Raw genomic sequence first — 23,411 nt, forward strand, 5'->3', positions numbered from 1 at the left:
TTTCTCGCGTTGTTGTCCGCAAACGGTAAATCTATCAAGCCTTGCGAATTTCACCCACTCCGGGCCAACTTCTTACCCCGGCACCCCTTGGTGTTTCCGCTGTTCAGCACAGAATCATGGGACGGGCACGGTGATTGCATGCTCCGCAATCTCACCAATTCCGGTCTCCGTGATTCCCCACACCTTGAACGTGAACGTTCCCCGCTCGAGCCTAGTCAGGATCGTGTTCCTCATGCTCGCATTCAGGGTGGTCAGGCCGTTGTAGTTCTCTGTGATCAAGGTTGGGCACGCCAGATTGCGCGGCCCGTCCACTAGGCAGTATCCATACTTGGTGATCTTGGAGGCACCAACAGTCGGAGCCTTCCATTGCACGAGGACGTCACGGTCGCTGCCGCTGGAGAAGCGGCCGAAGGTGATGTCAGTGGGCGCGCTCGGCATCGGTTCCTTGACCACCGTAACCGTAAGCTCGCCAGGCTTCCCCGCACCCTGCGAGTTGGTTGCGCGCGCCTCAACTAGGACAGGTCGTGACGCGGCCTCGCCAAGGTCTTCGATGTCCACGGTATTGGTCATCTTGCGCGCCTCAACCCAGGCGCCGCCGTCCACCCGGTACTCGTATGCGGTGACCTTGGACCCTCCGTCGTTGCGGCCCGTGATGGTGAAGGAGAACTTGGTGCCCTCGACAGTTTCCGGTCCGGATACCACCGGCGACTGCGGCGTTGTCACGGGCGTTGCCCCGGGAATTGTCATCCACGGTGAGCAGCTTCCACGATCGTTGCAGGCACGGACGTGGAAGTCTCCCGTCCACTGACCTGGCGTCAGTTGGTCCACCACGTGCTTGGTTCCGGAGACCTGGACGCCACCCTCCTTGACCTCGTAGTGGGATATGCGCACGCCCTTGCCACCGGTCTCTGCGGGGACGCCCCACGACAACTCGACCGCGCCACCCTGGGCATACGATCTGCCCGTCACCACCGCTGACTGCCCAGAGGTCGGGCTGCTTGGCGCGGTGAACGATGAGATCGGGTCGCTGATTCCGGGAGCGGACTGGCCCGCCTTGTTCTTTGCCCTCACTGCGAACTTGTAGTCCACGCCGTTTTGGGCCTCGGTGAATGCCCAGGTGGTCACGGTGGCGTCGAACTTCTTGGTCAACACCTCCGTGGTGCCGTCCAGTACGGTCAGCGTGTATCCGCTGATGGCGTCACCGTTCGAACCGTTGGGGGTCCATGCAACGTTGATTTGGCGCCCCAGGGGCGTGTCCACAGGGAGTTTCGCCTTGACGCTCGGCGCCTCGGGTACGCCTGCAGGCTGAACGGGCACCGACATTGGACTCCACGGACCTGCGCCACCATCAACCAGAGCGGCATTCACAGCCCGCACGCGCACCGAGTAGGCTGTGCCGTTCTTCAGTCCGCCAATCGTGGTGTTGAGGCCCTGCACCGATCTGGTCGACACACCCTCTGAACCAATGCCCGGGGAGATCTCGACCGTGTAACTCAAGATCCGCGATCCCTCGTTGGTCGGCGCCTGCCAATTGACGGCAACGGACTGGTCGCCGTAGACAACCTGCGGCTGCGCCGGTGCCCCTGGGAGGATGTCCGGGGTGATGTCGGCGCTTGCCGGGGACTCCGGCGAATAGCCAACCTCGTTGAACGCGGCGACCGTAAAGGTGTAGGCGGTGCCATTTTGTAGACCGGAGATCACGCATGTTGTCGTGGGACACGTCGTGGTAGTCCCACCGGGTGCTGCCGTGACCCGGTAGCCCTGGATCGGTGCGCCGTTCGAGGTTGGCGCGTCCCAGGCAACGGTCACTGACTTGTTTGCAGGGTTCGAAACTAGCGGGCGGCCCGGTGCGTCCGGTTCCTTGCGCACAGTGAGGTTGATCGTACCTTCGACCTCACGGCTCGGGTCATTGAGGGCGTCACGCACGGTGAACGCCACCTTCATGGTTCCCGAGAAGCCCTCGGCTGGGGTTACGTTGATGGTCTTTCCGGAGACCGCTGCGGACCCGCCGCTTGTGGCGGTCAAGACGGTTGCGCTGAGCACTCTCAGTCCCTGCCCCACGGGGTCAACCGCTCCGGCCAAGACATCAACGCTCGTGGTCTCTCCCGCGTTCGCAAGCACATCGTGGCTGCGCACCACTGGGAGTGTCTTGTTTGAGGCCACAGCCTCGAACGGCACCGTGACGGGCATGGAGCCCGCAACCCCGTAGGTGAGCGTCAGTGCGACGCTGCCGGAGGTTCCACGTGCCACGGAGACGGGCGCGGAGATGTGAAGGACGGAGTCCTCGATGTGGGCCTTGAACCCGGAGGTCGGTGCGCCGGACAACTTGTAACCAAACCCGGAGGTGGAATCTCGCCCCGGCGTGCTTGTGAACTCCCGGAGGTCCACAGGCACGGGCTCGCCTCCCTGCGGTACCTGAATGAGGGTTGGTGAGAACGTGGGAGGGTAGTCCTTCTCCGCAAAGACCTTGATCGGAATCGTCAGTACGGAGAACTTACCCTCATCGGTGGACGAGTCCCAGACCTGGAAGGTCAGCGAGGCCGTGCCCACAAAATCGGGGCGGGAGGTGAACCGTAGAGTCTGATCGTCAATCACCAGCGGAGAGCCGTCACCCTGTCCGGAGGAGACCGTTTGGGCGTCCCTGATGTACGCAGTTTTGCCGGGCCCCACCTGCACAAATTCCGCAAGCGGGATCTCGAGTGACTGCCCGCTTGCCACCTCGAGCGCGCGAGCTTTAGGGCGCAGAACAGGCGGAAAGTCGCCGAGAGCTGGCACGGAGATGAACGCGTAAGTGTAGGCGGCGGGCGCCTTGGTGTTTGTCAGCTTGAACGGGATGATCTGCGCGCTCTTGTCCAGCGCGACCGTGACCTTACCCGTACCCGTGACAGAGGCCGTTGCCGCGTGGGTGTCAGGGATGGCGAGTTCGAGGTCGCTGAGCGGCCCGGACGGGTTCTCTGCAACTGCCAGAACGTCGACCTCAACGCTGGTCTTGTCCACCACCTCATAGGGGGCCACCACGATGTCCTTTGCGCGAGGGGCCGCGATCAGGGCCTCCTCGTTGACGATCACACGCAGCACTGCCTGGGCTGTGGCGCCCACGGTGTTGCTCACGGAGTAGGGAATCAGGATCGTGCCGGCCGCGTCTCGTGGGACGGTCACCACGATTCGGTTGTCCTTGAGTTCGGTCTCCGCTCCTGTGACCGCACCAAGTGGGGCCACCGTCAGTTCGAGGCCCGAGGGGTCCATATCGTTGCGGGTCACGCGGACCTCGACGCTGGTTCCTGGCGCGACAGTGACCTCGTCATCTGCGGCCACGATGGGCAGCGGCTTGAGTGGCTTCTCCACGATTCCCACCCGGATTGTTCCGAGTGCTCGTTGCCCCGTCCAGTCCTCGACCGCGTAGCTGAAGGTGTCCGTTGCACGCCCGGTATCTGAAGCCGTGTACTCGATCCAGTCGGCGCCCACCGCGCTGACGTAGCCCTGCTGGGGCACGGTGTCCCCCTGGCCAAGGAGCGTCACGCCGTCCCCGTCAGGGTCGATTCCGGTGAGCGGAATTTGGATGCGGATCGTCTCCCCCGCATACGCACGCGCTGTGATCACCTTGGGCTTGGTTGGGCCCTTGGTTTCTGGCGTCGAGTTGTGGACGTTCACCTGGACCTCGCCGGTGGCGATGTTGCCCGCCGAGTCGGTGACCTGGAACGTCGCCTTAGTTGTGCGTGGCTTCTCGGGCGCGTGGTAACGCAGTACGTCGCCGGAAACGAAGAGCAGCCCCTCGTCGGCGGCGAGTTGGGATGGGAGCTCTTGGACCAGGGAGACCGTTGAGTTGTCCGCGGAGGTCACGGCGTTGAGCACGGGGATGGTGACCACGCCACCGGCGCGCACGGAGACGTTGATCGGCTTGATCTCTGGCGGACGCTGCTGAGAGGACGGTTCCACGGGCTGCACCAAGATTGTGCCCCGCGCAGTGTCGTAGCCGTTGTCCACGAGGTAGTGAATGACCTCCGGTTGCCTGATCGTCACGGACGAGGAGATCCTGATGAACCTGTGCTCGATCACGCCCACGTTCAGGCGCGAGCCCTCTTCGGTTCCCACGCCGGTCAGGACCATCACCCCGCCGTTGGGGTCGTAGTCGTTGGCGAGCGGGGCCACAGTCACTTCGGAGCCGCCCGGCAGCAGCGCCACGTCGGACACCGCTACGGGCCCGGACATGTCGGTGGGCCATTCGCTCACGTCGATGCGCGCGAGTGCCGTCACGGTGTGGGGAGCTGAGACGAGGGTGAGGTTGACGTAGTAGCTTCCGGCGCTTGGCGCCGAGAACGTGAACGTGCCGCCTTCGAGGTCCGCGTTGATTGTGGTTCCGGCGACCTCGTCAACAGCTGCAAGCCGCACCTCCTCTGTGGAGCGCGACTTAACAGCTCCGAGGACGTCAACCTCCACGGTCTGGGACACGTACGCGGTGCGCAACAGCGGGTCCACAACCGGAGGCAGTGTCGCGGAGGGCCGGACCTCAACCTCAAGGACCGAGGTCATGGAGTCGGTTCCGTCAGAGATCGTCAGTTCGATGTCTACGCGGCCCGGGCTGTTGGTATCCGCAACGTAGGTGAGCATCCCGTCCTTGCGGACGCGCACGGAGCCCTTCGCAGAGGCACCCTGCTTATCGGCTCCCCGGATCTCCGCGGATTCGAGGATGAGAGGGTCGCCCTCCGGGTCGCGAACGTGCGCGAGCGCATTGAGTTTAAGGGTCGCGCCCTGCTCGATCTGCGCGGTTGCCTTGCGCGTCTCCTCGGGCGCCTGGTTCTCCTGCGGCGCCTTGACCTGGAGTGTTGCGGTCGCGGTGGAGGGCGGGTTCACGCCGCGCCCGTCGGTGATCGTGTAATCGAACGTGATGGTGCCGCGGGCGTCGGGCTCCACGTCGACTTGGATGAGCCTGCCGTTCGAGACCATCTGCACCGTACCAAAGGAATCCGGCACGTCCTGGATGTTCGTGATTGCGATGATTCCGCAGGTCCCTGCTGAATCGTTGCCCAGCACGTCTAGGGTGGTGGAGCGTCCTGGCCGAACGCCGAACTCGTCATCCTTAGCCCGCGGTGGACGATCACCCGCCGCGCACTCGGCTTGGCGGTTGGTCTCGGGGTCGGTGTCGTCCTGTTCGTCGGTGGTCGACTCGTGTTGGTCCGGCGCCTCGATGTCACGCCAGTTCAGGGCCTCGCTCTGCGGCATGTTCTCGGGGAGCCAGACTTTTCCGGCCTTGGTGTCGTTCAGCACGATCACCGCGCGGTTGATCCGGAACGTCAGGGTGGAGAGCTCCGTGACGTCGTCGATCGTGGCAAGGCCCTGGCTCAGTACCGTGTAGTCGCCGCCGGTATGTCCGCAGGAGCGCACATAGTTTTGCGACGAGCTTGCCCACGCCCCGTAGAGGCACCCACCGAGGAGGACTGGTTGCGCGGGTCGCCCGCTCGCTCCCGTGACCAGAACGGTCACGTCACCGGACGCGAGATCCACCGCGATCATTCCAGAGTCGTGCGCAACCAATACCTGGCCGGTCTGCGGCCCCGGTGCTTGCAGCACGGACTGGTTGCCGTACTCGGCGAGCGAGACAGTTGCCTTCGGCGTGTAGAGCATGTCGTTAGCAACGACCACCGGGGTCTCGCCTACGAGCGTGATTGCTGGCGCCTGAGCGGGGTTGCTTGAGAGCGCGATGCCGCTAGCGTCCTTGAGGGGGATCTCGCCCACGGGGACGAGCGCGCCGCCCTCGCTCTTGGTGGTGAAGACGGAGCCGGACGCTGGGTCGAAGGAGTACACGAGGGAGGATGGGGAGACCGCAGATACCGCGCCGTCCGCAAGGTCGACTTCCGTGGGTGCGGCCTCGTCGATCGAGGTAATCTCGGCGCCATTCATGACCCAGACTTTTCCGCTGGGGTCGGTGACCGCGATGGTTCCGTTCGACATCGCCACCTGCGAGCGCGACGGAATCGTTGCCGCAGACTCGTAACTCAGCGTTGCGGGATCAATCTTGGAGATGAGCGCAGGCTCCACCGCATAGACATCGTCCGCGTCCTGCATGACGTCAAACGCGGTTCCGGTAGTGATGACCCCGCCGTTGAGCTCGCGCACCTTAGCGTTGTAGCGCCCGACCTTGAGGTCGTTCGTGTTGGTGACCCATACGCCACCGTCGTTGAGGTCGACCTCTGAGACGGGAACGCCGGGGTTGACTATAGCCAAGGCGCCGAGGATCGCGGGAACCGCGATTCCTGCAACGATCGAGGTTGTCTTACTCCGGTTGAGACCGGCGAGGGATCGGGTTGTGTTGGGATGAGTCTCCGCCTGGGTCTTCTTGCCCCGCAGCCCTTGGACCCACCTCATTGCGAGCACTCCTTTGTTGCACTGCTCGATATCTTGCCGTTGGCGCGCACGAGAGATACCTCAATGCACACTCGTTCGTTTCCCTCGCGCGGGACGTCGATGGATGTCTCGGTGATGCGTGCGAGTGGCTGGGGATCCGTGGAGTTGGTGGTTCTCCACACGTATGCGTCCCCCTCCTGTGGATCGGGGTTTTCCCACGAGAACTCAACCATGCCGCCCTCGTCCTTGACCACTCTCAGGGTGGTGATCGCAGGAACGGCGTTGACCGAGTCCTGGATCGCAGTGTCCTCGGGAGAAGCCGTCGGGGTTTCCACTGGCAGTGGCCTATTGCTTACGGCGTTGAGCCCCACGTAGAGGACGACTCCCACTAGCACGAGTACGCTCGCCAAGGACACCAGTGCTGTCAGCCTCTTACTCTTGCGTGACTCCTTGGAGTCGGCCTCCTGGCGCTTGCGAACAAAGTAGCTCTGAGTCCCGGGCGCATCGTCGAACTGCGGCATCTGGGTCGGCGTGGGGGCAGCCAGTGCCCGGCGCGCGGACCACTTGGGTGGCGTGGTGGCCGGCTCGGGAGCATTGTGGATTGTGGTAACCGGCCTCAGCCGGGTCTCGATGTCGGCCGGCGCTGGACCCTCATCCACCCCACTGCCCCTTGCGTTGCCCTGCGCGGCTGCCTCGGGCTCGATCGTTGTGATCGACCGCAGGTTAGTGGCGTCGTCGTCTGCACCCGTCGGCGCGGACGCCCCCGCACCACGCGGCCCATCAAGGGGCGCAAGGACGCTGGAACGTACGCAGAATCGTCGGTAATCTTGTCCGCGTCCTGGCCACGAACCACGGTCAGCGACCGCTCACTGGCCCCGGCCGGGCTGGGAACGCGAGGGAGATCGGCCGGCGCAGTCGGACGTACCGGCCGCAGGTCGGTGACGTCAATGCCGGTGACGGGCAGTTGCATCTCGCGCTCGATGTTCTGGAGCGCGTGCGCGAACGCGTACGCGCTGGAGAAACGCTGCTCGGGATCCTTTGACATGGCCCGCGCGAGCACGATGTTGAGCTCATGCGGCACATCGACACGGTCCACTGGGCGCAATGGATCGCGCTCGATGCGGGTGATGAGGTCTACCGGAGAGTTGGAACGGCCGGGAATCTCAAACGGGGAGCGGCCCGCGACCAGCGAATACAGGGTCGCCGCGAGCGAGTACACGTCCGAGCGGGCGTCCCCGAAGGGGTCATCCGCGAGCATCTCGGGCGGGGCCCACGGGATCGACATACCCGAAGCCATGAGGGTGTCGCCGATCGTCCCGGCAATACCGAAGTCCGTCAGCGCCGGCCAGCCAAAGTCGGTCGCAAGGATGTTGGCGGGCTTGATGTCGCGGTGCAGCACACCAGACCGGTGCGCGGTCTCCACCGCAGAGGCCACGCGGACGCCGGTGCGCAGGGTCTCCGCAACCGAGATGCGCTCGTTGCGGAAGCGCGCACCAAGGCTCGGCTTGCCACAGTACTCCATGACAAAGTAGGGGCGTCCGTCCGAGGCAATAGCGGCCTGATGGATCGTGACGATCGAGGGGTGCTGGGACAGCGCGGCCATGATGTTCGCCTCTGCGAAGAAGGCATCGCGAGCGCCACCCTCAATCGAGGTGGACAGCAGGACCTTGACGGCCACCGAACGGCGCGGGAAGTCCTGGCGATACTCAAACACGTCGGCGAATCCGCCCATGCCAAGTAGCCCCACATACTCAAAACCAAGAATCTGTGGGGGCAGGGAGGGCGCTCTGCGACTCGTCACGAACCTGCCTCGAGCTCGAAGGTCACGCCGTCGCCCAGGTCAACAACAACCTGCGGCTTGAGCTGCATGGGCTCGTCCGGGTGCAAGCGGCGCGGCGTAGCGCCAGGCTCAATGAGCAGCACGCCGTTGGTCGAGTTCAAGTCCGTCACCAGCACGACCTCGCCCTCCACGCGCACCTGGGCGTGCGTGCGCGACACATCGTTGGTGGGGCTGGGCACGGAGATCAGGCGAGGGAGGTCGCGCATGGGGAAGCGCGAGGCCTCGGGCGCTCGGCCGATGAGCACTGGCCGATCCAGCGATACCCGCACACCGTTGGACAGGCGGATCGCAGGAGCCGGTGCAGGCAGGCTCACCTCGATCGGCTCGGCAGGTAGAGGCAGATCGGGTTGGCTCTCCATGGCGGCGCGATACTCCACCACGTCGTTGGTGAGAACCGTTGAGGACTCATCATCCGCGTACTGCTGGTACGGCGCGGTTCCGCCCAACTGGTAGTCGCCGTAAGCCGGGATGAACTCCGTGGGCGCCTCACTCAGTGAATAGCCTGAGGTCTCGTGCAGGTCGAACTCTCCCGTTGGGACGGGGGGAAGCGGCTGGAGCACGCGATTCATCGAGGTCGACAGATTGGCCTGCACAACGCGCTCATCGGGGAGGTCCGGAACAACCGGCAGGGCATGGGCCACAGGAGCCGCCGGGGCCGCTGGTGCTGCTGGGGCAGTAGGCGCCGCGGCGGGTGCAGGGAAGTCCGGCGATCCCGGATACACCGGAAGATCAGCGGTGGGCTGCGGTGGAAGCGGCACCGGCTGTGACGTGGGTGAGGCAGGCGAAGTGGGTGAAGATGGCGAGGCCGGCACGGAGAACGAGGCATGAGAAGGTGTGGCCGCCTCTGCCGCCCTTCGGGCCTCCCTCATGCGCTGGGCCACAGCCTGCGAGAGCGAGTGCGCATCGGCATCGGCGTACAACTCGACCTCAGGGATCGCTCCGGTCTCCACAAGCTCCACGGCGTTGACCGGCTGGTCCGGGTCGTCCCACCCGAGGGAGCACAGGACAGAGATGCTCGATACGCCGGAGGCGAGGTAGAACTCATCCTCGCCTTGAATTGACTTGCCAGGCTCAGCACGCACACAGAACTCCGAGGCGGCCAGGCCCGTGTGTTCGCGCCACGTCGCCACGTCGTCAGACCCCACGGTGGCGTACTTGCCGTCATGGTTGAGCAGTAGAACTGTGAACCCGCCGCGCACAACCACGTCCAGCCCGCGAGGATTGACCTTGAGCATCACAAACTCGGGCATGACCTCGAGACCGTTCTGAGCGAGGTGCGCGATTGCCTTGTGGATTCCCCGTTCGGATCCTAGGGCGTGCCACAGGTGGACGCCCATGTCCTTGTCCATGACGGAGGTGTTTGGGAGCGGACGCAGAACAACAAAAATGTTGTCGCGTGCAACAGTCACGAGGTCTCCGTGACTGATTCTGCACAGCATCATGTGTTAGCTCCTTGAGGTGCGGGGGCTCGTGTTTTCTAGTGACCCATGCAAATCTGCGTGAGTTTCACCCGCTCTCTCTACCCTAACCATGGAAGCCGTGGTCTCGGAGACACCATCCGTAACGAATCCCACCGCCTGCGCACTGACCACAACGGCCGTGACATTATCTTTCCCACCTGCAGCAACGGCAGCTTCGACGAGTAGCGTGGCACTGTCCTGAGGGCCCGTTCCGGACGCCCAGGTCTGGGCGATGTCTTGGTCACTGAGCTCGTCACACAGGCCGTCCGAGCACAGCAGGATTTCGTCGCCCTGCTCGATGGGGATCATCCAGTAGTCGGGCTCCGGCACGGACACTGTCTCGAGGGCCTTGGTGATGACGTGGCGCTCGCGGTGGCGTGTCGCGCCTTCTCTGTCCACCACCCCGGCCTCGAGCAACTCCTGGACAACCGAGTGGTCCACGCTGACCTGCTCCATGATGCGCTTTGCCTTGCTGAGACGGTACACGCGGGAGTCTCCCAGGTTGAAGATGAGCCAGTAGGGCACTCCGTCTTGCAGTGACAGCGCGACGCCACACACGGTGGTTCCGCCGACCCCTTCCGCCAGCGCGTCTCGCAGCCGGTGCGCAGCGTTTCGAAAGCACACGTCAATATCCTGCGGGAGAATGACGGATCGCTCCGCGAGGCTCGCGAACTCGTCGATTGCTATGGCACTTGCGAGGTCACCGCGCTGGTGTCCGCCCATGCCGTCCGCAACCACGAAGATCGGCAGTGCTGCCAGGTATGAGTCTTCGTTGATGGGTCGGCGGCGTCCAGCGCTCGTGGCTGCTCCCCACACTTGCTCCATGAGGTTCTCCTAGTACTGGAGGTCAACCTTCGCCGTGATTGCTCCGCACATGATGGTTGAGCCCACGGTGAAGCGAACCTTCTGTTCGGGCCCGCAGATGATCTGCTGGCCGTCAGGAAGGGTCACGACCGTTCCGTTCGTTGAGTGTCGATCGACCACGTACGGACCGGCTGGATCGACACCAACGAGCATGTGGGTTTTGGACACAGTTCTCAATGGGTCGTTGAGCACGATCAGGTTGGTGTCGTGCTCGTGTGCTGCCGGTTGCGGGTTCCGTCCGACCAGGGTGGGAGCCGTCAGCGCATACCTGTTTCCATCACTGAAGGTGATGGCGTACCGCATGGGTTGAGTGGTGTCGGAAAAGACACCGTGGCTCGTAGCCTGGTCCATCGTGGTTCTCGACTTCGTTGCATGTGGGGGCGGGCGGGTGAAGCAGGTTCCGTCCGGAAATTCTCTCACAGCCCCACCCAGATACTTTGTGACCACATGCCATTTCCCCAGATCAGCATTCACCCTGTGGGGACATCTCCCCACTGTGGCGCGGTGCACACCAGGGGCTACAATGGGAAATTGCGTAAACAACTTTCATCAGCGCTGATGCGGAGGTAAATCAATGACATCGCAGTCAATCTCACGTCGAGGGTTCCTTGGACTCTCTTCGCTTGCTGCGGCAGGGGCAGTCGGAATTAGCATGGGCGGCGCCATCCCGGCGCTTGCCTCGGGAATTTCTCCCGCCGCCAACATGGCGGACGGCACCATGACTCCAAAACGCGAGTTTCGCGCCATCTGGCTGGCCTCGGTGCTCAACATCAACTGGCCACGGTCCGGCTCCGATTCGATGGAGAAGCAAAAGAGCGACTACATCGAATGGCTTGACCTGGCCAGGGAAATCAATTTGAACGCTGTGGTCTCGCAGGTGCGACCCACGGCAGACGCATTTTGGCCATCACCTTATGAACCGTGGTCGCAGTATCTGACGGGGACCCAAGGCAAGGCCCCGGAATACGACCCACTGGCCTTCCAGGTCGAGGAGGCGCACAAGCGCAACCTCGAGTACCACGCTTGGTTCAACCCGTACCGCGTGTCGATGCAGGCAGACCCAAGCAAGCTCCACCCGGACCACCCCGCACGCAAGAACCCAGACTGGATCTTCCCGTTTGCGGGCAAGCTCTACTACAACCCGGGAATTCCAGAGGTTCGCGAGTTCGTCCAGACTGCAATGCTCGACGCAGTCATTAAGTACGATCTCGACGGGGTCCACTTCGACGACTACTTCTACCCGTATCCATCGGGCACTCTGACTCTCCCTGACCAGGAGACCTACGCACAGTACGGCGGCGATTTCGACAACATCGAAGACTGGCGCCGAAACAACGTGGACCTGATGGTGTCCGAGTTTGGCCGGAAGATCAAGGAAGTCAAGCCTTGGGTCAAGTTTGGTATTAGCCCGTTCGGCATCTGGCAGAACAAGACTGCGGACCAGCCTCTCGGCTCGGAGACGAACGGTACACAGTCCTACTCGGCTCTGTTCGCAGACACCCGCAAGTGGGTCAAGGAAGGCTACCTCGACTACATCAACCCACAGATCTACTGGTTCATCGGTCAGGCTGCGGCGAACTACGCCAAGCTCGTGCCGTGGTGGGCTGACGTTGTGCGGGACACCGACGTGCAGTTGTACATTGGTCAGGGCGCGTACAAGGCGACGGACGGTGTTTTCACCGACCCGGACGAGATGCTCAAGCACATCGACATCGACCGCGCGACTCCCGAGGTTGCGGGTTCCGTGTTCTACAACGGCGACTCCGTACGCCTGGCCCTCGGCGAGGGCCAATGGGCCCGGCGCCTCGTGGACACGTACTACACGCGTCCTGCGCTGCTTCCGCTGATCCCACACCTAGGTGGCACTGTTCCTCGCCCACCGGTCTTGACCGGGTCCAAGCAGTCCGCCAAGGGTGTCACGCTCGAGTGGCACGTGCCCGGCAACGGTGGAGCGACCTCATTTGCGATCTGGCGCTTCAACGGGAAAGTCACGCCTACGGCCGCTGACTTTACGGATGCCCGCAACCTGATCGCGACAGAGCGCTCGACCGGCCGTGTGAACACGTACGTGGACGCCTCTGCCGCTTCGGGCGAGTACACCTACGTGGTCACGGCTCTGGACCGCCTCGGCAACGAGTCCGCGCCAAGCCGCGCACGCGCGTCTAACTAAAAGGAAGCCCAATGGGCCGGTCCGCGATTCTCATCGCGGCCCGGCCCATTGCCATTACGGGGTGCGGCTGGGATCAGCCGAGCGCCCTGCGGTAAAAACCTTCAATATGCTTTTCGACGAGGTGGGCCCCTTCCGCCGCTTCTCCCCGTCCCAGCGCCTCAAGTATTGCCCGGTGCTCTCCACGCAGGGTTGCGGCCAGGCCCGGCCAGTCCGGCTCCCGGCTCACACCCTGCGCCACGTACTCCTCGATTGCCTTGCGCAGCCCCAACATCGTGGCCTCAAACAGCGAGTTTCCGGCGAGGGACACCAGCTCGACGTGGAGTTGGGCGTCGAGTCGCTGGAATTCCTCAATCTCAATGTCGGTATCTTCCATCTGCTCGAGAATCTCGAACGCCGCGTCGAGGCAGCCTGCAACTCCCCGAGCAGCCACGTCGTTCGACTCGTTGACTACTTCAGCCTGCTGAAGCTGTTCCGCCGCGCAGCGCATTGCCACCGATCTCGCGGACCACGACTCGATCAGGAGGCGCATCTCCACCACGTCCCGGACCGGCATCGCACCGGACGCCACGTGGAGCCGGATCGCAGAGCCGAGCCCCGCGGCGGGCTTATCAATCAGGATCGCGCCTGCGTCGGGGCCGGAGCCCGTTGATCGCTTGATGATCCCCATCGCCTCGAGCACCCGTAGCGCCTCGCGCACGGAGGCGCGGGATACCCCAAACTCCTCGCTCAGGGCGCGCTCGGAGGGGAGCCTATCGCCGAGCGTCCACCGACCACTACGAAGCCCCGACTCAACCCGCGCCAAGACGGACTCATACGTTTGCATGTCTCAACTGTAGGCCCACCTGCCAACTCGCGCCGCGAAGGTACTTCTGGAGTGCAACCCGGCGGAACTAGCGCTTGAATGGGACGTAAGAACCAGACACACGTAAGCAGAATCGTCGCCAATTTGTCTTGTGGTCAGACCACAGGTGTAATGTGACAAAGTGTCAAGGCGCCCCGCGCCGCCCCGACCCCACAAGGAAAGCGATCATGCGCATAGCACTCGCAGCCACCTGCATTGCAGACGCCTTGTTCCCGCAAGCCCCCATCGCCACCGTTAAGCTGCTCGAACGGCTTGGACACACGGTTGTGTTCCCCGGCGGACAGGCCTGCTGCGGACAAATGCATGTCAACACCGGCTACTTTGACAAGGCAGTTCCAGTCATCGAGAACCACGTCAAAACGTTCGAGCCAGTGTTGGACAACGAGTGGGATGCGGTCGTGATCCCATCGGGCTCGTGCGCCGGCTCCATCAAGCACCAGCAGGCGATGGTCTGCGAACGCGCGGGGCTGCCCGACCTTGCCAAGACTGCAAACGCCGTTGCCGCCAAGACGTACGAACTGTCCGAGCTGCTCATTGACGTCCTCGGACTCACGGACGTGGGCGCCTACTTCCCGCACCGCGTGACCTACCACCCCACCTGCCACTCGATGCGCATGCTGGGAGTGGGCGACAAGCCGTACCAGCTATTGCGAGCGGTCGAGGGCATTGAACTCGTTGAACTCCCGGACGCCGACCAGTGCTGCGGTTTCGGCGGGACGTTCGCAGTCAAGAACGCGGACACGTCCTCGGCGATGCTCGCCGATAAGGTGGCCAACATTGAGTCCACGGCCGCAACCGTGGTGAGCGCGGGCGATTACTCGTGTCTCATGAACATCGGTGGAGGGCTCAACCGCAAGGGTTCCGCAACCACAACCATGCACCTGGCGGAGATCCTGGCCTCCACCCGCGAGGACCCCGCTACCCCGCCTGCGCCGTTACGCGCGGGTCATTCTGGCGCGGCAAAGGGGGCGCGGCGATGAAGACGTTCCTCGGTATCCCCCTGGCCCGCCCAAGTGAGAGCCGGACCGCATACAAGTCGGAACCGGGCCACGCCACAACCCTTCAGGGTGACACAGGCGGCGGGCATCTCGCCAGCGAGGCTGCCCACAACCCAACCACGATCCCCACAGAGCCATTGCGCTGGGGCACGTCCTTCCCCGAGGCCGCGCAGCGGGCGCTGAGCAATGACCAGTTGCGCCACAACCTCGGGTTTGCCACCAAGACCATCCGTTCCAAGCGGGCCGCCGTCGTGGCCGAGGCTCCGGACTGGGAGGACCTGCGTGATGCAGGGAGCCAGACCAAGATTAATGTGCTCGCCTCGCTACCAGCGCTGCTCGAGCAGTTTGAACGGAACTTCACCGCGCGTGGCGGGCACGTGCACTGGGCACGAGACGCCCAGGAGGCCAACGAGATCGTCACCCGCCTGGTCAAAGAGCAGGACACCACCGAGGTGGTCAAGGTCAAATCCATGGCCACCCAGGAGATCGGCCTCAACGAATACTTAGCTGCACAGGGCATCGACGCATTCGAAACCGACCTCGCCGAACTCATCGTACAGCTGGGGGATGACCTGCCCTCGCACATCCTCGTGCCCGCCATCCACCGCAATCGCGCGGAGATCAAGGAGATCTTCGAACGCCGGATGGAGTCCCTCCCTGAGGGCATGAGCGACGCCCCTCGCGAACTGGCCATGGCAGCCCGCGAACACTTGCGCAAAAAGTTCCTACGCGCAAAAGTCGCCATTTCAGGTGCCAACTTTGGCGTTGCCGAAACCGGGACGCTTACCGTGGTCGAGTCCGAGGGCAACGGCCGCATGTGCGTGACACTTCCCGAAACCCTCATCACGGTGATGGGAATCGAGAAGATCATCCCGAGCTTCTCGGACTACGAGGTGTTCATGCAGCTCCTCCCCCGCTCCTCAACCGGCGAACGCATGAACCCCTACACCTCCATGTGGACGGGCGTCACCCCTGGTGACGGCCCACAAAACGTCCACGTGATCCTGCTGGACAACGGGCGCACACGAGCGCTCGCGGACGACGTAGGGCGCGCGGCACTCAAGTGCATCCGCTGCTCGGCCTGCCTGAACGTGTGCCCCGTATACGAACGGGTTGGCGGACATGCCTACGGCTCGGTGTACCCCGGACCCATCGGCGCGATCCTGACCCCACAGCTCACAGGCACCACGGGCCACAGCGACCCCAACGCCTCGCTGCCCTTTGCATCCTCGCTGTGCGGTGCCTGCTACGAGGCCTGCCCTGTCAAGATCGACATCCCCACCCTTCTTGTCTACCTGCGAAACCGTGTGGCGGAGGAAGACAAAGCCAAGCACATGCCCACGGCATGGGGTGCGGCGATGTCCGCCGCGACCTTTGTCATGTCGGATTCCAAGAGGTTCGCTGCGGCCTCGAAGGGCGCTGGCGCGCTGCGCCTCATGGCCGGCAAGAAGGGGTACGTCCAGAACGTCCCGTTGCCGATCATCAAGGGCTGGACTCAGTCCCGCGACCTCCCGTCTGCGCCCAAGGAGACGTTCCGCGAGTGGTGGGAGCGGACGCACCCAGATGCTCCGCAGGAGTCACCACTCCCTACCGATCGAGAGGACAACGCATGAGCACCGCACGCACTGAGATCCTGGGAAGCATCGCTCGCGCGCTCGACGGCGTCCCATCCGGAATCGGGCAGGGCGAGCTGGCCGAGGTCCCCCGAGCCTATCGCCGCACTTCAGACCTGCTGCCGGGTTCCTCGCAGGTCATCGACATCCTGATCGACCGCCTCGAGGACTACAAGGCGCACGTGCACCAGGTGTCGTCCACGGATGACATCCCCGCGGCGGTGCGCGACATCCTCTCGGAGGCCAGTTCCGTGGTTCGCCCTGCGGGACTGCCCGAGTCCTGGCTCAGCATGCTCCCGCCATCCACAACTGTCACCACGGATGCGCCGCGCCCAGGTTCCCAGGGCCTATCCCCGTATGAGCTCGACGCGATTGACGCCGTGGTAACGGCCTCTCGCGTGTCCATTGCGGACACCGGCACGATCGTGTTGGATGGCCAGAGCGACCAGGGGCGCCGTGCGATCACGCTGGTCCCGGACACGCACGTGTGCGTGGTGCTCGCGTCCCAGGTGGTCCACCTGGTGCCCGAGGCGGTTGCGCTACTGGACGAGCACCCCGAGCGTCCACTCACGTGGATCTCCGGCCCTTCCGCCACATCGGACATCGAGCTCAACCGCGTGGAGGGCGTCCACGGTCCGCGCAACCTGCACGTGATCATCGTCGGCTAGCGCCTCCTCCTCTCACGCAACAATGCGCTGGTAGGTGCGTGAATCGTCGTTAATCTGATTTTCGACGATTCCCGCGCCTACCAGCGCATGTCACATTTGAGAGGGACCGAGTTGCTACTGGCCCAGCCGGACCTGCACCGTCCCGGTCCCTGAGGTGGTTCCTCTGAAGGTGCCGTCTGTGAAGGTAACGTCGACGCCAAACGCCGCGTTCGTGCTTTCCTGCTGCGTGACGCCCAATCCGAGGATGAGCTGGTAGCGTTGGCCCGGTTCCAGCACGAAGCCACGCGGATTCTGCCTGTTAGCCCAGGCTAAGGCGAAGTCGTTGTGCAGATCTTCGAGCGCAACCGCTCCAACCCCTGAGCCGTCCGGTGATCCTTGCGGCCCATCCAGAGAGATGATGTCCAGCGAGTAGCGCGCTTGGGAGGTGTTGCTCATCTTGGCCTCACCAACAGGGAGCGGCTTGTCGGTCGTGTTCACAATGTCGATGCCGAAGTAGCGCCATTCTCCGGGTGATCCCGCTTCCAACTCCACTGTCGATTCAACGGTGGGCATCGAGATGTCGAGCGAACTCGAGGAGAGGAACCACGGGGATGTCGTCCACCAGAGGAGAGCGCCGAGGACAGCAGCAGCCGTAATAGTGAGCGCCACGGAGAGCGGAATCCATTTGGGGACCTTGGGCTTTCGCTCCGACCTCAGTGCCGGTTGGATACGTTCCTGAACAGCCACTTCGCACTCCGTTGGTCGAGTAAACAATTCTTCGCAAATATCACGAGTAACGCTATTGCACCGCATGAAATCTGACAATAGGAGCGGATCGCCTAGGGCTACCCCGGAACTGAAATATATGAAAAGATGTTCATATATTCAGCGTTTAGGAAAGGCTGCTTCGGTGTCACACGATCACGGTCACTCCCACATCTCCATCTCGGCGGGTGCCGCGCACAAGAAACCGCTCGCGATCGCGCTCGGCCTCACCGCCACGTTCATGATTGTTGAGCTGGTTGTCGGCTTCTCCATCGGATCTCTCGCTCTGATCTCGGACGGCGCCCATATGGGCACGGACGTGCTGGGGCTCGCCATGGCATTCGTTGCAATCACTCTGGCAAATCGGGCCACCTCGTCGGACCGCACCTTCGGCCTCTACCGGCTCGAAGTCCTCGCCGCGCTGGCAAACGGCGTCCTACTGTTCGCGGTTGCCGGATACGTCCTCATCGAGGCCGTCCAGCGGTTCCAACACCCCGCTGAGATCCCAGGCATCCCCCTCCTCATCACCGCGGTGCTCGGCCTGATCGTCAACATCATCAGCTTCCGCCTGCTGTCTGCCGGCTCCAAGGAGTCGATCAACCTAAAGGGCGCAAGCCTCGAGGTCCTCGGTGACCTCATCGGGTCGATCGGTGTGATCCTCGGTGCGATCCTGTTGTACTTCACGGGCTGGAACTGGATCGACCCGGCCATCGGTGTGGCAGTCGGCCTGTTTATCCTGCCCAGGACCTGGAACCTTATGCGCCAAGCCCTGCGCATCCTCATCGAGGCGGCCCCCAAGGGGATGGACATCGACGCTCTCAAGGCTCGGATCGGCGCCCTCGAGGGTGTCACGCAAGTACACGACCTCCACGTCTGGACCATCACATCCGGAATGGTCAGCGCATCCGGGCACGTTGTGACTGAGCCTGGCGCGCAACCCTCCGAGGTGCTCCCTCGTATCCTCGAGCTCTTGCGCGCGGAGTACCACATCGACCACGCCACCTTCCAGTGCGAGCCCATCGACCCGCTGTGCGGTCATGACGAAACGAAGATCTGATGAGCGCAGTCGAACCCGCCCAGCTCCATGAAGTCCACGACTCCCTCCCGGACCCGCACACTGTCAGCCATATGGCCGACGTGTTCTCGCTCCTTGGTGATTCAGGTCGCCTCCGGATCCTCACCGCACTCCTGGGCGGATCCCTTCGGGTACGTGACATCGCTGCGGTGACGCACCAAAGCCAATCCTCCGTATCCCACGCACTAAGGCTCCTGCGCGCGCACCACGTAGTTACGGCAACTAGAAGCGGCCGTGAGGCACACTACGAACTGGCGGACCAGCACGTCCGCGAACTACTCGAACTCGCACTCGCTCACGTCCAACACGAGGCCTAGCGGCCACCATACGCTTGTCTTGCTTGTGCACCACTGACTCAAGGAAGAGCTATGACCGCAGACAACTACACCGACGCATTCTCTGGCGACATTGCAGAGGTCAGCGTCCAACACCGCGAGCGCGGGATCGCCATTCTCAATAGCGGCGAACTGTACTCGGACCTGCACCCCGATCTCCTTTTCCTCGGTGTGGACAGGCTCCGCGCGCGTGAGTTCATCTACGAGTTCAACCGCTCCCACCCGAGCGAGTTCCAACTGCGCGCCGACCTTCAGGCCAAGTTCCTCGGCTCGGTTGGGGAGAACACCTACATCGAGCCGCCGTTCAACGCATCCTACGGCTGCCACACCTATGTGGGAGCCCGCGTGTACGCGAACTTCAACCTGACCGTTGTTGACGACGCCGACGTTCACATCGGCGACGAGGTCATGTTTGGCCCCAACGTCACGCTCGCCACCGCTGGGCACCCACTCGACCCAGCGCTGCGCACCACGGGTGAGCAGTTCTCCATGCCCATCACCATTGGCAACCGCGTGTGGATCGGCGCAAACGTCGTGGTCATGCCCGGAGTCACCATTGGTGCAGGCTCAGTCATTGGCGCCGGCTCCGTGGTCACCTCAAACATCCCCGAGAACGTAATCGCCGTGGGCTCCCCCGCCCGTGTTCTGCGCGAACTTACGGAGGCTGACGCTGAGTATCGTCGCCGCGAGCCCGACAACGCCCGCTGGGCCTAGCGGCCCAGCATCTCCTTCATCTCGGCTGCTACCGCAGCCCTGCTGCACCAAAACGACTTCGGGTTGTGCGCACACCGCGCACAACCCGAAGTTTTGCCTACTTGCTGCGGAACACGTGCTCCTGCGTCCCAATTCCGTCGATCTCGAGGCGCACCACGTCCCCATCCACGAGGTATGGGAACCTCCCAGAGAACGCGACGCCCTCGGGAGTCCCGGTGCAAATCAGGTCGCCCGGTTCGAGGACCATGTACTGGGACAGGTGCCACACGATGTACTCAACGCTGAAAATCATGTCACTCGTGGTGGAGTCCTGGCGCAGCTCGCCGTTCACCCAGGATCGCAGCCCAAGATTCCCGGGGTCCACCTCGTCCGGAGTCACCACAACCGGCCCAGTGGGGGCGAAGCTCTCGCCATTCTTGCCCTTGGACCACTGGCCAAGAGACTGCTCCATCTGCCACGCCCGCTCGGAAATGTCGTCCACAACCGTGTACCCACCTATGTGGGCGGCTGCTTCCTCAATCGAGCCCAGGTATGATGCTCGGCGGCCGATCACGATCGCGAGTTCGACCTCCCAGTCCACCTTTTCCGCACCGGGTGGCAGTGGCACGGTGTCGTTCGGGCCGACCACCGTGTTGGGGTGCTTCATAAACACGATCGGCGTGCTCGGTGGCTGCGCACCAGATTCCGCCGCATGCGCGGCGTAGTTCTGCCCGATGCAGATGACCGCCTGCGGGCGCGCAATGGGTGCGCCCACGCGCAGTTCTTCCGGATTTTCGACGATAGACAGAGTCCCAGCATCAAGTGCACCTTGGACCAGTTCCCCACCATCGTGGAGGAACTCTCCCGTGATGTCACCAGTGAGCGAGGAGATGTCGTACGTGGTGCCCTCGATGATGGCGACGGGCGTCTCGTGGCCAAGTGGGCCGAGGCGTGCAAACTTCAATTGTCTTCCTTTAGTGATCGTGGGCGTCAGATGGTCGTAGGCGTAGGAGCGTCCTGCGCGAGCAGACCGTGTGCTTTGAGTTCTGCCCAGAGGGCATCAGGTACTGGGGCTGTTGCGCGTTCCACTGTGTCTTGGACCTGCGAGCGCGTACGCAGACCAACCACGGTGGACACCACCGCTGGGTGACCGAGCACGAACGCGAGCGCCGCCTGTGGAAGCGTCACCCCGTGCTCACCGCACACCTGCGAGATTGCGCGTGCTCGCTCGACCAAGTCCGCGGGCGCTGCCTCGTAGTTATAAGTGGCGTCCGGTGCAACGTGGTCTCGTGCGAGTAACCCCGAGTTGTAAACCCCTGCGATGACCACGCCCGCTCCTGTTTCAGCGGCGGCGGGGAGCAGATCCGTCAGTGCGGGCTGTTCCAACAGTGTGTAGCGCCCCGCGCACATGACCACGTCTGCGCCGTGCTCTCGCACAAACCTCGTGAGCATAGCGGACTGGTTCATGCCCGCGCCCCAAGCGCGGATTACGCCCTGGTCGCGCAGTTCCGTGAGCGCCTTGACGGCTCCCGTGGACGCGTCGTCATAATGCTCGTCCGGGTCATGGATGTATGCAACGTCGATGTAGTCGGTGCCAATCCGTTCGAGTGAGTCCTCTATGGAGCGCAGCACTCCATCGCGCGTGTAGTCCAGCTCTCGTCGCAGGGAGGCGGGCACCGCAAACCCCTGTGTGTCTTGTTCGGTGGCGGTCTCAGGGGAATCCACAAGGATGCGTCCGACCTTTGTGGACAGCGCGTACTCGCCTCGCGGGTGCCCAGCCAAGCCGGCACCAAGGCGCCGCTCCGAGAGCCCGAGCCCGTAGTGCGGCGCTGTGTCGAAGTACCGGATCCCGGCCTCCCACGCGGAGTCAACCGCTTCCTGTGCGTCCTGCTCTGAAGTCTCCCGATACAGGTTTCCCAGTTGCGCTGCGCCGAACCCCAGTGCGCTCAGGCGCACTCGGGCTTGGCGCGGCAGGGCAGTGGCTGTGAGCGACCCTAGAGCGTCAAAATACCTCAATCGGTCACCAGCCATTCGGGCAGGTTTCCGCTGGACAGTGATTGGGACTTGCCCGCAACCCGCAGCCCGTACATTCCACCGTCCACGGCTAGGAACGTTCCAGTGGTTGAGGTCGCCAGCGGCGAGGCCAGGTAGCAGACTGCGTGTGCGACCTCCGCGGGGCTCACCATACGTCCGGTGGCCTGGCGTTCCTCCATGAGTCGCAGCCCGTCGAGCGGGTTGTCTGCCGCGTTGATGTGGCCGCGCGCCATCGTGGTGTCCACGGTTCCTGGGTTCACTGCGTTAACGCGGATGCCCTCTCCCACATAGTCCGCGGCCATGGACATCGTCAGCGCCTGAACTGCGCCCTTCGAGGTCTGATAGACGGCCCGGTCCAGAATTCCCGCCCAGCCAGCGATCGAGCTCGTGTTCACGATCGCGGCGTGTTCGGACCGGCGCAGGTATGGGATGGCCGCGCGGCTGGTCCGCACGATTCCCATGACGTTGACGTCCAAAACCTTGGCCCAGTCCTCGTCCGAGTTATCCTCAACCCTCCCCCGAGCGCCGATGCCCGCATTGTTAACCAGCACGTCCAAGCCCCCGAGTACGTCCACCGCGTCCGCTATTCCCGCACGCACCGACTCGTCCGACCCGAGATCCGCTACCACCGCGTGCGCGCCTTCTGGTGTCCCCTCCGTGTTCTTGTCCAGTGACACCACCGCCGCGCCGCGCTCCATGAGCGCCACCACGATCGCGGCGCCGATGCCGCTCGCGCCGCCTGTGACTACAGCCTTGATTCCCTCAAACTCCTGCATGACCTTGTCCTTCCTCGCAGTCCGTCATGTCCAACTGGTAGGCCCGCTGCGCGGACCCGCACCAGATGTCGTTTCTTTGATTCTCGACGAGATGGCCGGTAAGCGCTTCCACAGTCGCCAACCAGCGCCTAAAGTCGCCCGCGAGCCGCAGGACGGGCCAGTCCGAGCCAAACATAAGGCGCTCGGCACCGAACGCGTCCACCGCGGTGGCCACCGGGAATGCCATGTCCACCGCCTCCCACGTGCTCCAGTTCGCCTCAACTGATAGCCCAGACAACTTGGCAAACGTGTTGGGGCTGGAAGCAAAACGCCGTAGGTTCCCAGCCCACTCGTCGAGAAGCAGTTGCTTCTTTGTGGCAAGCGGAGGCTTGCCCAGGTGATCGAGCACAAACGTGACGCGCGGGTGCGCGGCCGCAACTCGGGCCGCCGCCTCGATCTGGTCGGCGCGGATCACGAGGTCAAACGCCAGGCCAGAGCGCTCCAACGCATCGAACGCCTGATCCGCCCGGGGGTGAGCGAGCAGCCCGTCCCCCTCCTCCTCCTGGATTTGGTGGCGTATCCCAACCAGCTTGGAACCTCCGGCCAGCGCGCGCAGTCGCGCGACCTCGGCGTCCACCTCGGGGTCCAACAGGTCTACCCAGCCCACGACCCCGCGGATTCTCGTACTACCCGCGGCTACAGACAGCAGGTACTCCGTCTCCTCGGTGCTGTGCACGGTCTGGACGAGGACCGTGCCCTTGACGCGCTCGGCGTGGCCCGATTCCTCGAGCGCCTCCGTGTAGTTGGTGGGCGAGAAGTCCCGGTCGATCGCGGCCATGGTGTCGGGATCAATCCACGGCTGCGGAACTTCAGCCCGTGCCCACACATGGACATGGGTGTCGATGATGTACACGCGGAATCCTCTCTGATTCTGCCCAGTCATCCAATGTTTAGTTCA

General features: G+C 63.4%; 19 protein-coding genes. 7 read left to right on the forward strand and 12 right to left on the reverse strand.

What is annotated here, in order from left to right:
- Positions 1-114 precede the first annotated feature (114 nt).
- The 6 genes from HGSM_RS01110 to HGSM_RS01135 are packed head-to-tail and all read right to left on the reverse strand — an operon-like array spanning position 115 to position 10,809.
- A complete protein-coding gene (locus HGSM_RS01110) occupies positions 115-6,363 on the reverse strand; it encodes an Ig-like domain-containing protein (protein WP_019146896.1) in 6,249 nt (2,082 codons plus the stop codon).
- Positions 6,360-7,001: a hypothetical protein gene (locus tag HGSM_RS01115; RefSeq protein ID WP_040594213.1), complete on the reverse strand. Its 642-nt coding sequence runs from the start codon at positions 6,999-7,001 to the stop codon at positions 6,360-6,362. Before HGSM_RS01115 ends, HGSM_RS01110 begins: the two co-directional genes overlap by 4 nt.
- Complete coding sequence (locus tag HGSM_RS01120; RefSeq protein WP_081581249.1) at positions 6,959-8,143, reverse strand: serine/threonine-protein kinase; 1,185 nt, start codon at positions 8,141-8,143, stop codon at positions 6,959-6,961. The genes HGSM_RS01115 and HGSM_RS01120 overlap by 43 nt, the downstream gene beginning before the upstream one ends.
- Positions 8,140-9,591 carry an FHA domain-containing protein gene (locus HGSM_RS01125; RefSeq protein WP_154646200.1) on the reverse strand — a complete coding sequence of 484 codons (1,452 nt, stop codon included), beginning with the start codon at positions 9,589-9,591 and terminating at the stop codon, positions 8,140-8,142. Before HGSM_RS01125 ends, HGSM_RS01120 begins: the two co-directional genes overlap by 4 nt.
- 36 nt (positions 9,592-9,627) lie before the next feature.
- Entirely contained in the window at positions 9,628-10,467 is an 840-nt protein-coding gene (locus tag HGSM_RS01130) for a PP2C family protein-serine/threonine phosphatase (RefSeq protein WP_019146898.1), read from the reverse strand.
- A 9-nt stretch (positions 10,468-10,476) separates the two neighbouring features.
- On the reverse strand, positions 10,477-10,809 hold the full coding sequence (locus HGSM_RS01135; protein ID WP_230197459.1) for an FHA domain-containing protein: 333 nt from the start codon (positions 10,807-10,809) through the stop codon (positions 10,477-10,479).
- Positions 10,810-11,080: 271 nt separating this feature from the next.
- Between HGSM_RS01135 and HGSM_RS01140 the strand changes: the two genes are divergently transcribed.
- Entirely contained in the window at positions 11,081-12,676 is a 1,596-nt protein-coding gene (locus tag HGSM_RS01140; protein ID WP_040594214.1) for a glycoside hydrolase family 10 protein, read from the forward strand.
- Between the two features lie 73 nt (positions 12,677-12,749).
- On the opposite strand, the gene HGSM_RS01145 is transcribed toward HGSM_RS01140, so the two are convergent.
- The gene (locus HGSM_RS01145) at positions 12,750-13,499 is read right to left on the reverse strand and encodes a FadR/GntR family transcriptional regulator (RefSeq protein ID WP_019146901.1); all 750 of its coding nucleotides are present in this window, start codon (positions 13,497-13,499) and stop codon (positions 12,750-12,752) included.
- Positions 13,500-13,705: 206 nt separating this feature from the next.
- Here HGSM_RS01145 and HGSM_RS01150 point away from each other — a divergent pair, with 206 nt between their 5' ends.
- From HGSM_RS01150 to HGSM_RS01160, 3 genes are read left to right on the forward strand one after another with little or no spacing between them, the layout of a single operon-like run.
- Positions 13,706-14,518: a (Fe-S)-binding protein gene (locus HGSM_RS01150; RefSeq protein WP_019146902.1), complete on the forward strand. Its 813-nt coding sequence runs from the start codon at positions 13,706-13,708 to the stop codon at positions 14,516-14,518.
- The gene (locus HGSM_RS01155) at positions 14,515-16,149 is read left to right on the forward strand and encodes a LutB/LldF family L-lactate oxidation iron-sulfur protein (RefSeq protein ID WP_019146903.1); all 1,635 of its coding nucleotides are present in this window, start codon (positions 14,515-14,517) and stop codon (positions 16,147-16,149) included. Before HGSM_RS01150 ends, HGSM_RS01155 begins: the two co-directional genes overlap by 4 nt.
- Positions 16,146-16,817, forward strand: a complete 672-nt coding sequence (locus HGSM_RS01160; protein WP_019146904.1) for a LutC/YkgG family protein — start codon at positions 16,146-16,148, stop codon at positions 16,815-16,817. The genes HGSM_RS01155 and HGSM_RS01160 overlap by 4 nt, the downstream gene beginning before the upstream one ends.
- Before the next feature lie 114 nt (positions 16,818-16,931).
- Here HGSM_RS01160 and HGSM_RS01165 read toward each other — a convergent pair whose 3' ends face one another.
- Positions 16,932-17,543: a hypothetical protein gene (locus HGSM_RS01165; protein ID WP_019146905.1), complete on the reverse strand. Its 612-nt coding sequence runs from the start codon at positions 17,541-17,543 to the stop codon at positions 16,932-16,934.
- A gap of 163 nt (positions 17,544-17,706) precedes the next feature.
- On the opposite strand from HGSM_RS01165, the gene HGSM_RS01170 reads away from it, so the two are divergent.
- The 3 genes from HGSM_RS01170 to HGSM_RS01180 are packed head-to-tail and all read left to right on the forward strand — an operon-like array spanning position 17,707 to position 19,685.
- On the forward strand, positions 17,707-18,618 hold the full coding sequence (locus HGSM_RS01170) for a cation diffusion facilitator family transporter (RefSeq protein ID WP_019146906.1): 912 nt from the start codon (positions 17,707-17,709) through the stop codon (positions 18,616-18,618).
- Complete coding sequence (locus HGSM_RS01175; protein WP_019146907.1) at positions 18,618-18,953, forward strand: ArsR/SmtB family transcription factor; 336 nt, start codon at positions 18,618-18,620, stop codon at positions 18,951-18,953. The genes HGSM_RS01170 and HGSM_RS01175 overlap by 1 nt, the downstream gene beginning before the upstream one ends.
- Before the next feature lie 51 nt (positions 18,954-19,004).
- Positions 19,005-19,685 carry a sugar O-acetyltransferase gene (locus tag HGSM_RS01180; protein ID WP_019146908.1) on the forward strand — a complete coding sequence of 227 codons (681 nt, stop codon included), beginning with the start codon at positions 19,005-19,007 and terminating at the stop codon, positions 19,683-19,685.
- 97 nt (positions 19,686-19,782) lie between these two features.
- Here the strand turns inward: HGSM_RS01180 and HGSM_RS01185 are convergent, their stop codons facing one another.
- Genes HGSM_RS01185 through HGSM_RS01200 form a run of 4 tightly spaced genes read right to left on the reverse strand, consistent with a single transcriptional unit; the run spans position 19,783 to position 23,396 of the window.
- A complete protein-coding gene (locus HGSM_RS01185; RefSeq protein ID WP_019146909.1) occupies positions 19,783-20,628 on the reverse strand; it encodes a fumarylacetoacetate hydrolase family protein in 846 nt (281 codons plus the stop codon).
- Between the two features lie 26 nt (positions 20,629-20,654).
- Complete coding sequence (locus HGSM_RS01190; protein WP_019146910.1) at positions 20,655-21,695, reverse strand: aldo/keto reductase; 1,041 nt, start codon at positions 21,693-21,695, stop codon at positions 20,655-20,657.
- Positions 21,677-22,474 carry an SDR family NAD(P)-dependent oxidoreductase gene (locus HGSM_RS01195; protein WP_019146911.1) on the reverse strand — a complete coding sequence of 266 codons (798 nt, stop codon included), beginning with the start codon at positions 22,472-22,474 and terminating at the stop codon, positions 21,677-21,679. Before HGSM_RS01195 ends, HGSM_RS01190 begins: the two co-directional genes overlap by 19 nt.
- Positions 22,461-23,396: an amidohydrolase family protein gene (locus HGSM_RS01200; RefSeq protein ID WP_019146912.1), complete on the reverse strand. Its 936-nt coding sequence runs from the start codon at positions 23,394-23,396 to the stop codon at positions 22,461-22,463. Before HGSM_RS01200 ends, HGSM_RS01195 begins: the two co-directional genes overlap by 14 nt.
- Between the last annotated feature and the right edge of the window lie 15 nt (positions 23,397-23,411).

The organism is Timonella senegalensis JC301 (genome assembly GCF_000312125.1).
In the GTDB taxonomy this organism is placed as follows: Bacteria; Actinomycetota; Actinomycetes; order Actinomycetales; family Cellulomonadaceae; genus Timonella; species Timonella senegalensis.

Coding starts and splice junctions, on each gene's coding strand:
- HGSM_RS01110 (WP_019146896.1), bottom strand. CDS start 6,363: ATGAGGTGGGTCCAAGGGCTGCGGGGCAAGAAGACCCAGGCGGAGACT.
- HGSM_RS01130 (WP_019146898.1), bottom strand. CDS start 10,467: ATGGAGCAAGTGTGGGGAGCAGCCACGAGCGCTGGACGCCGCCGACCC.
- HGSM_RS01135 (WP_230197459.1), bottom strand. CDS start 10,809: ATGCGGTACGCCATCACCTTCAGTGATGGAAACAGGTATGCGCTGACG.
- HGSM_RS01140 (WP_040594214.1), top strand. CDS start 11,081: ATGACATCGCAGTCAATCTCACGTCGAGGGTTCCTTGGACTCTCTTCG.
- HGSM_RS01145 (WP_019146901.1), bottom strand. CDS start 13,499: ATGCAAACGTATGAGTCCGTCTTGGCGCGGGTTGAGTCGGGGCTTCGT.
- HGSM_RS01150 (WP_019146902.1), top strand. CDS start 13,706: ATGCGCATAGCACTCGCAGCCACCTGCATTGCAGACGCCTTGTTCCCG.
- HGSM_RS01155 (WP_019146903.1), top strand. CDS start 14,515: ATGAAGACGTTCCTCGGTATCCCCCTGGCCCGCCCAAGTGAGAGCCGG.
- HGSM_RS01160 (WP_019146904.1), top strand. CDS start 16,146: ATGAGCACCGCACGCACTGAGATCCTGGGAAGCATCGCTCGCGCGCTC.
- HGSM_RS01175 (WP_019146907.1), top strand. CDS start 18,618: ATGAGCGCAGTCGAACCCGCCCAGCTCCATGAAGTCCACGACTCCCTC.
- HGSM_RS01180 (WP_019146908.1), top strand. CDS start 19,005: ATGACCGCAGACAACTACACCGACGCATTCTCTGGCGACATTGCAGAG.
- HGSM_RS01190 (WP_019146910.1), bottom strand. CDS start 21,695: ATGGCTGGTGACCGATTGAGGTATTTTGACGCTCTAGGGTCGCTCACA.
- HGSM_RS01195 (WP_019146911.1), bottom strand. CDS start 22,474: ATGCAGGAGTTTGAGGGAATCAAGGCTGTAGTCACAGGCGGCGCGAGC.
- HGSM_RS01200 (WP_019146912.1), bottom strand. CDS start 23,396: ATGACTGGGCAGAATCAGAGAGGATTCCGCGTGTACATCATCGACACC.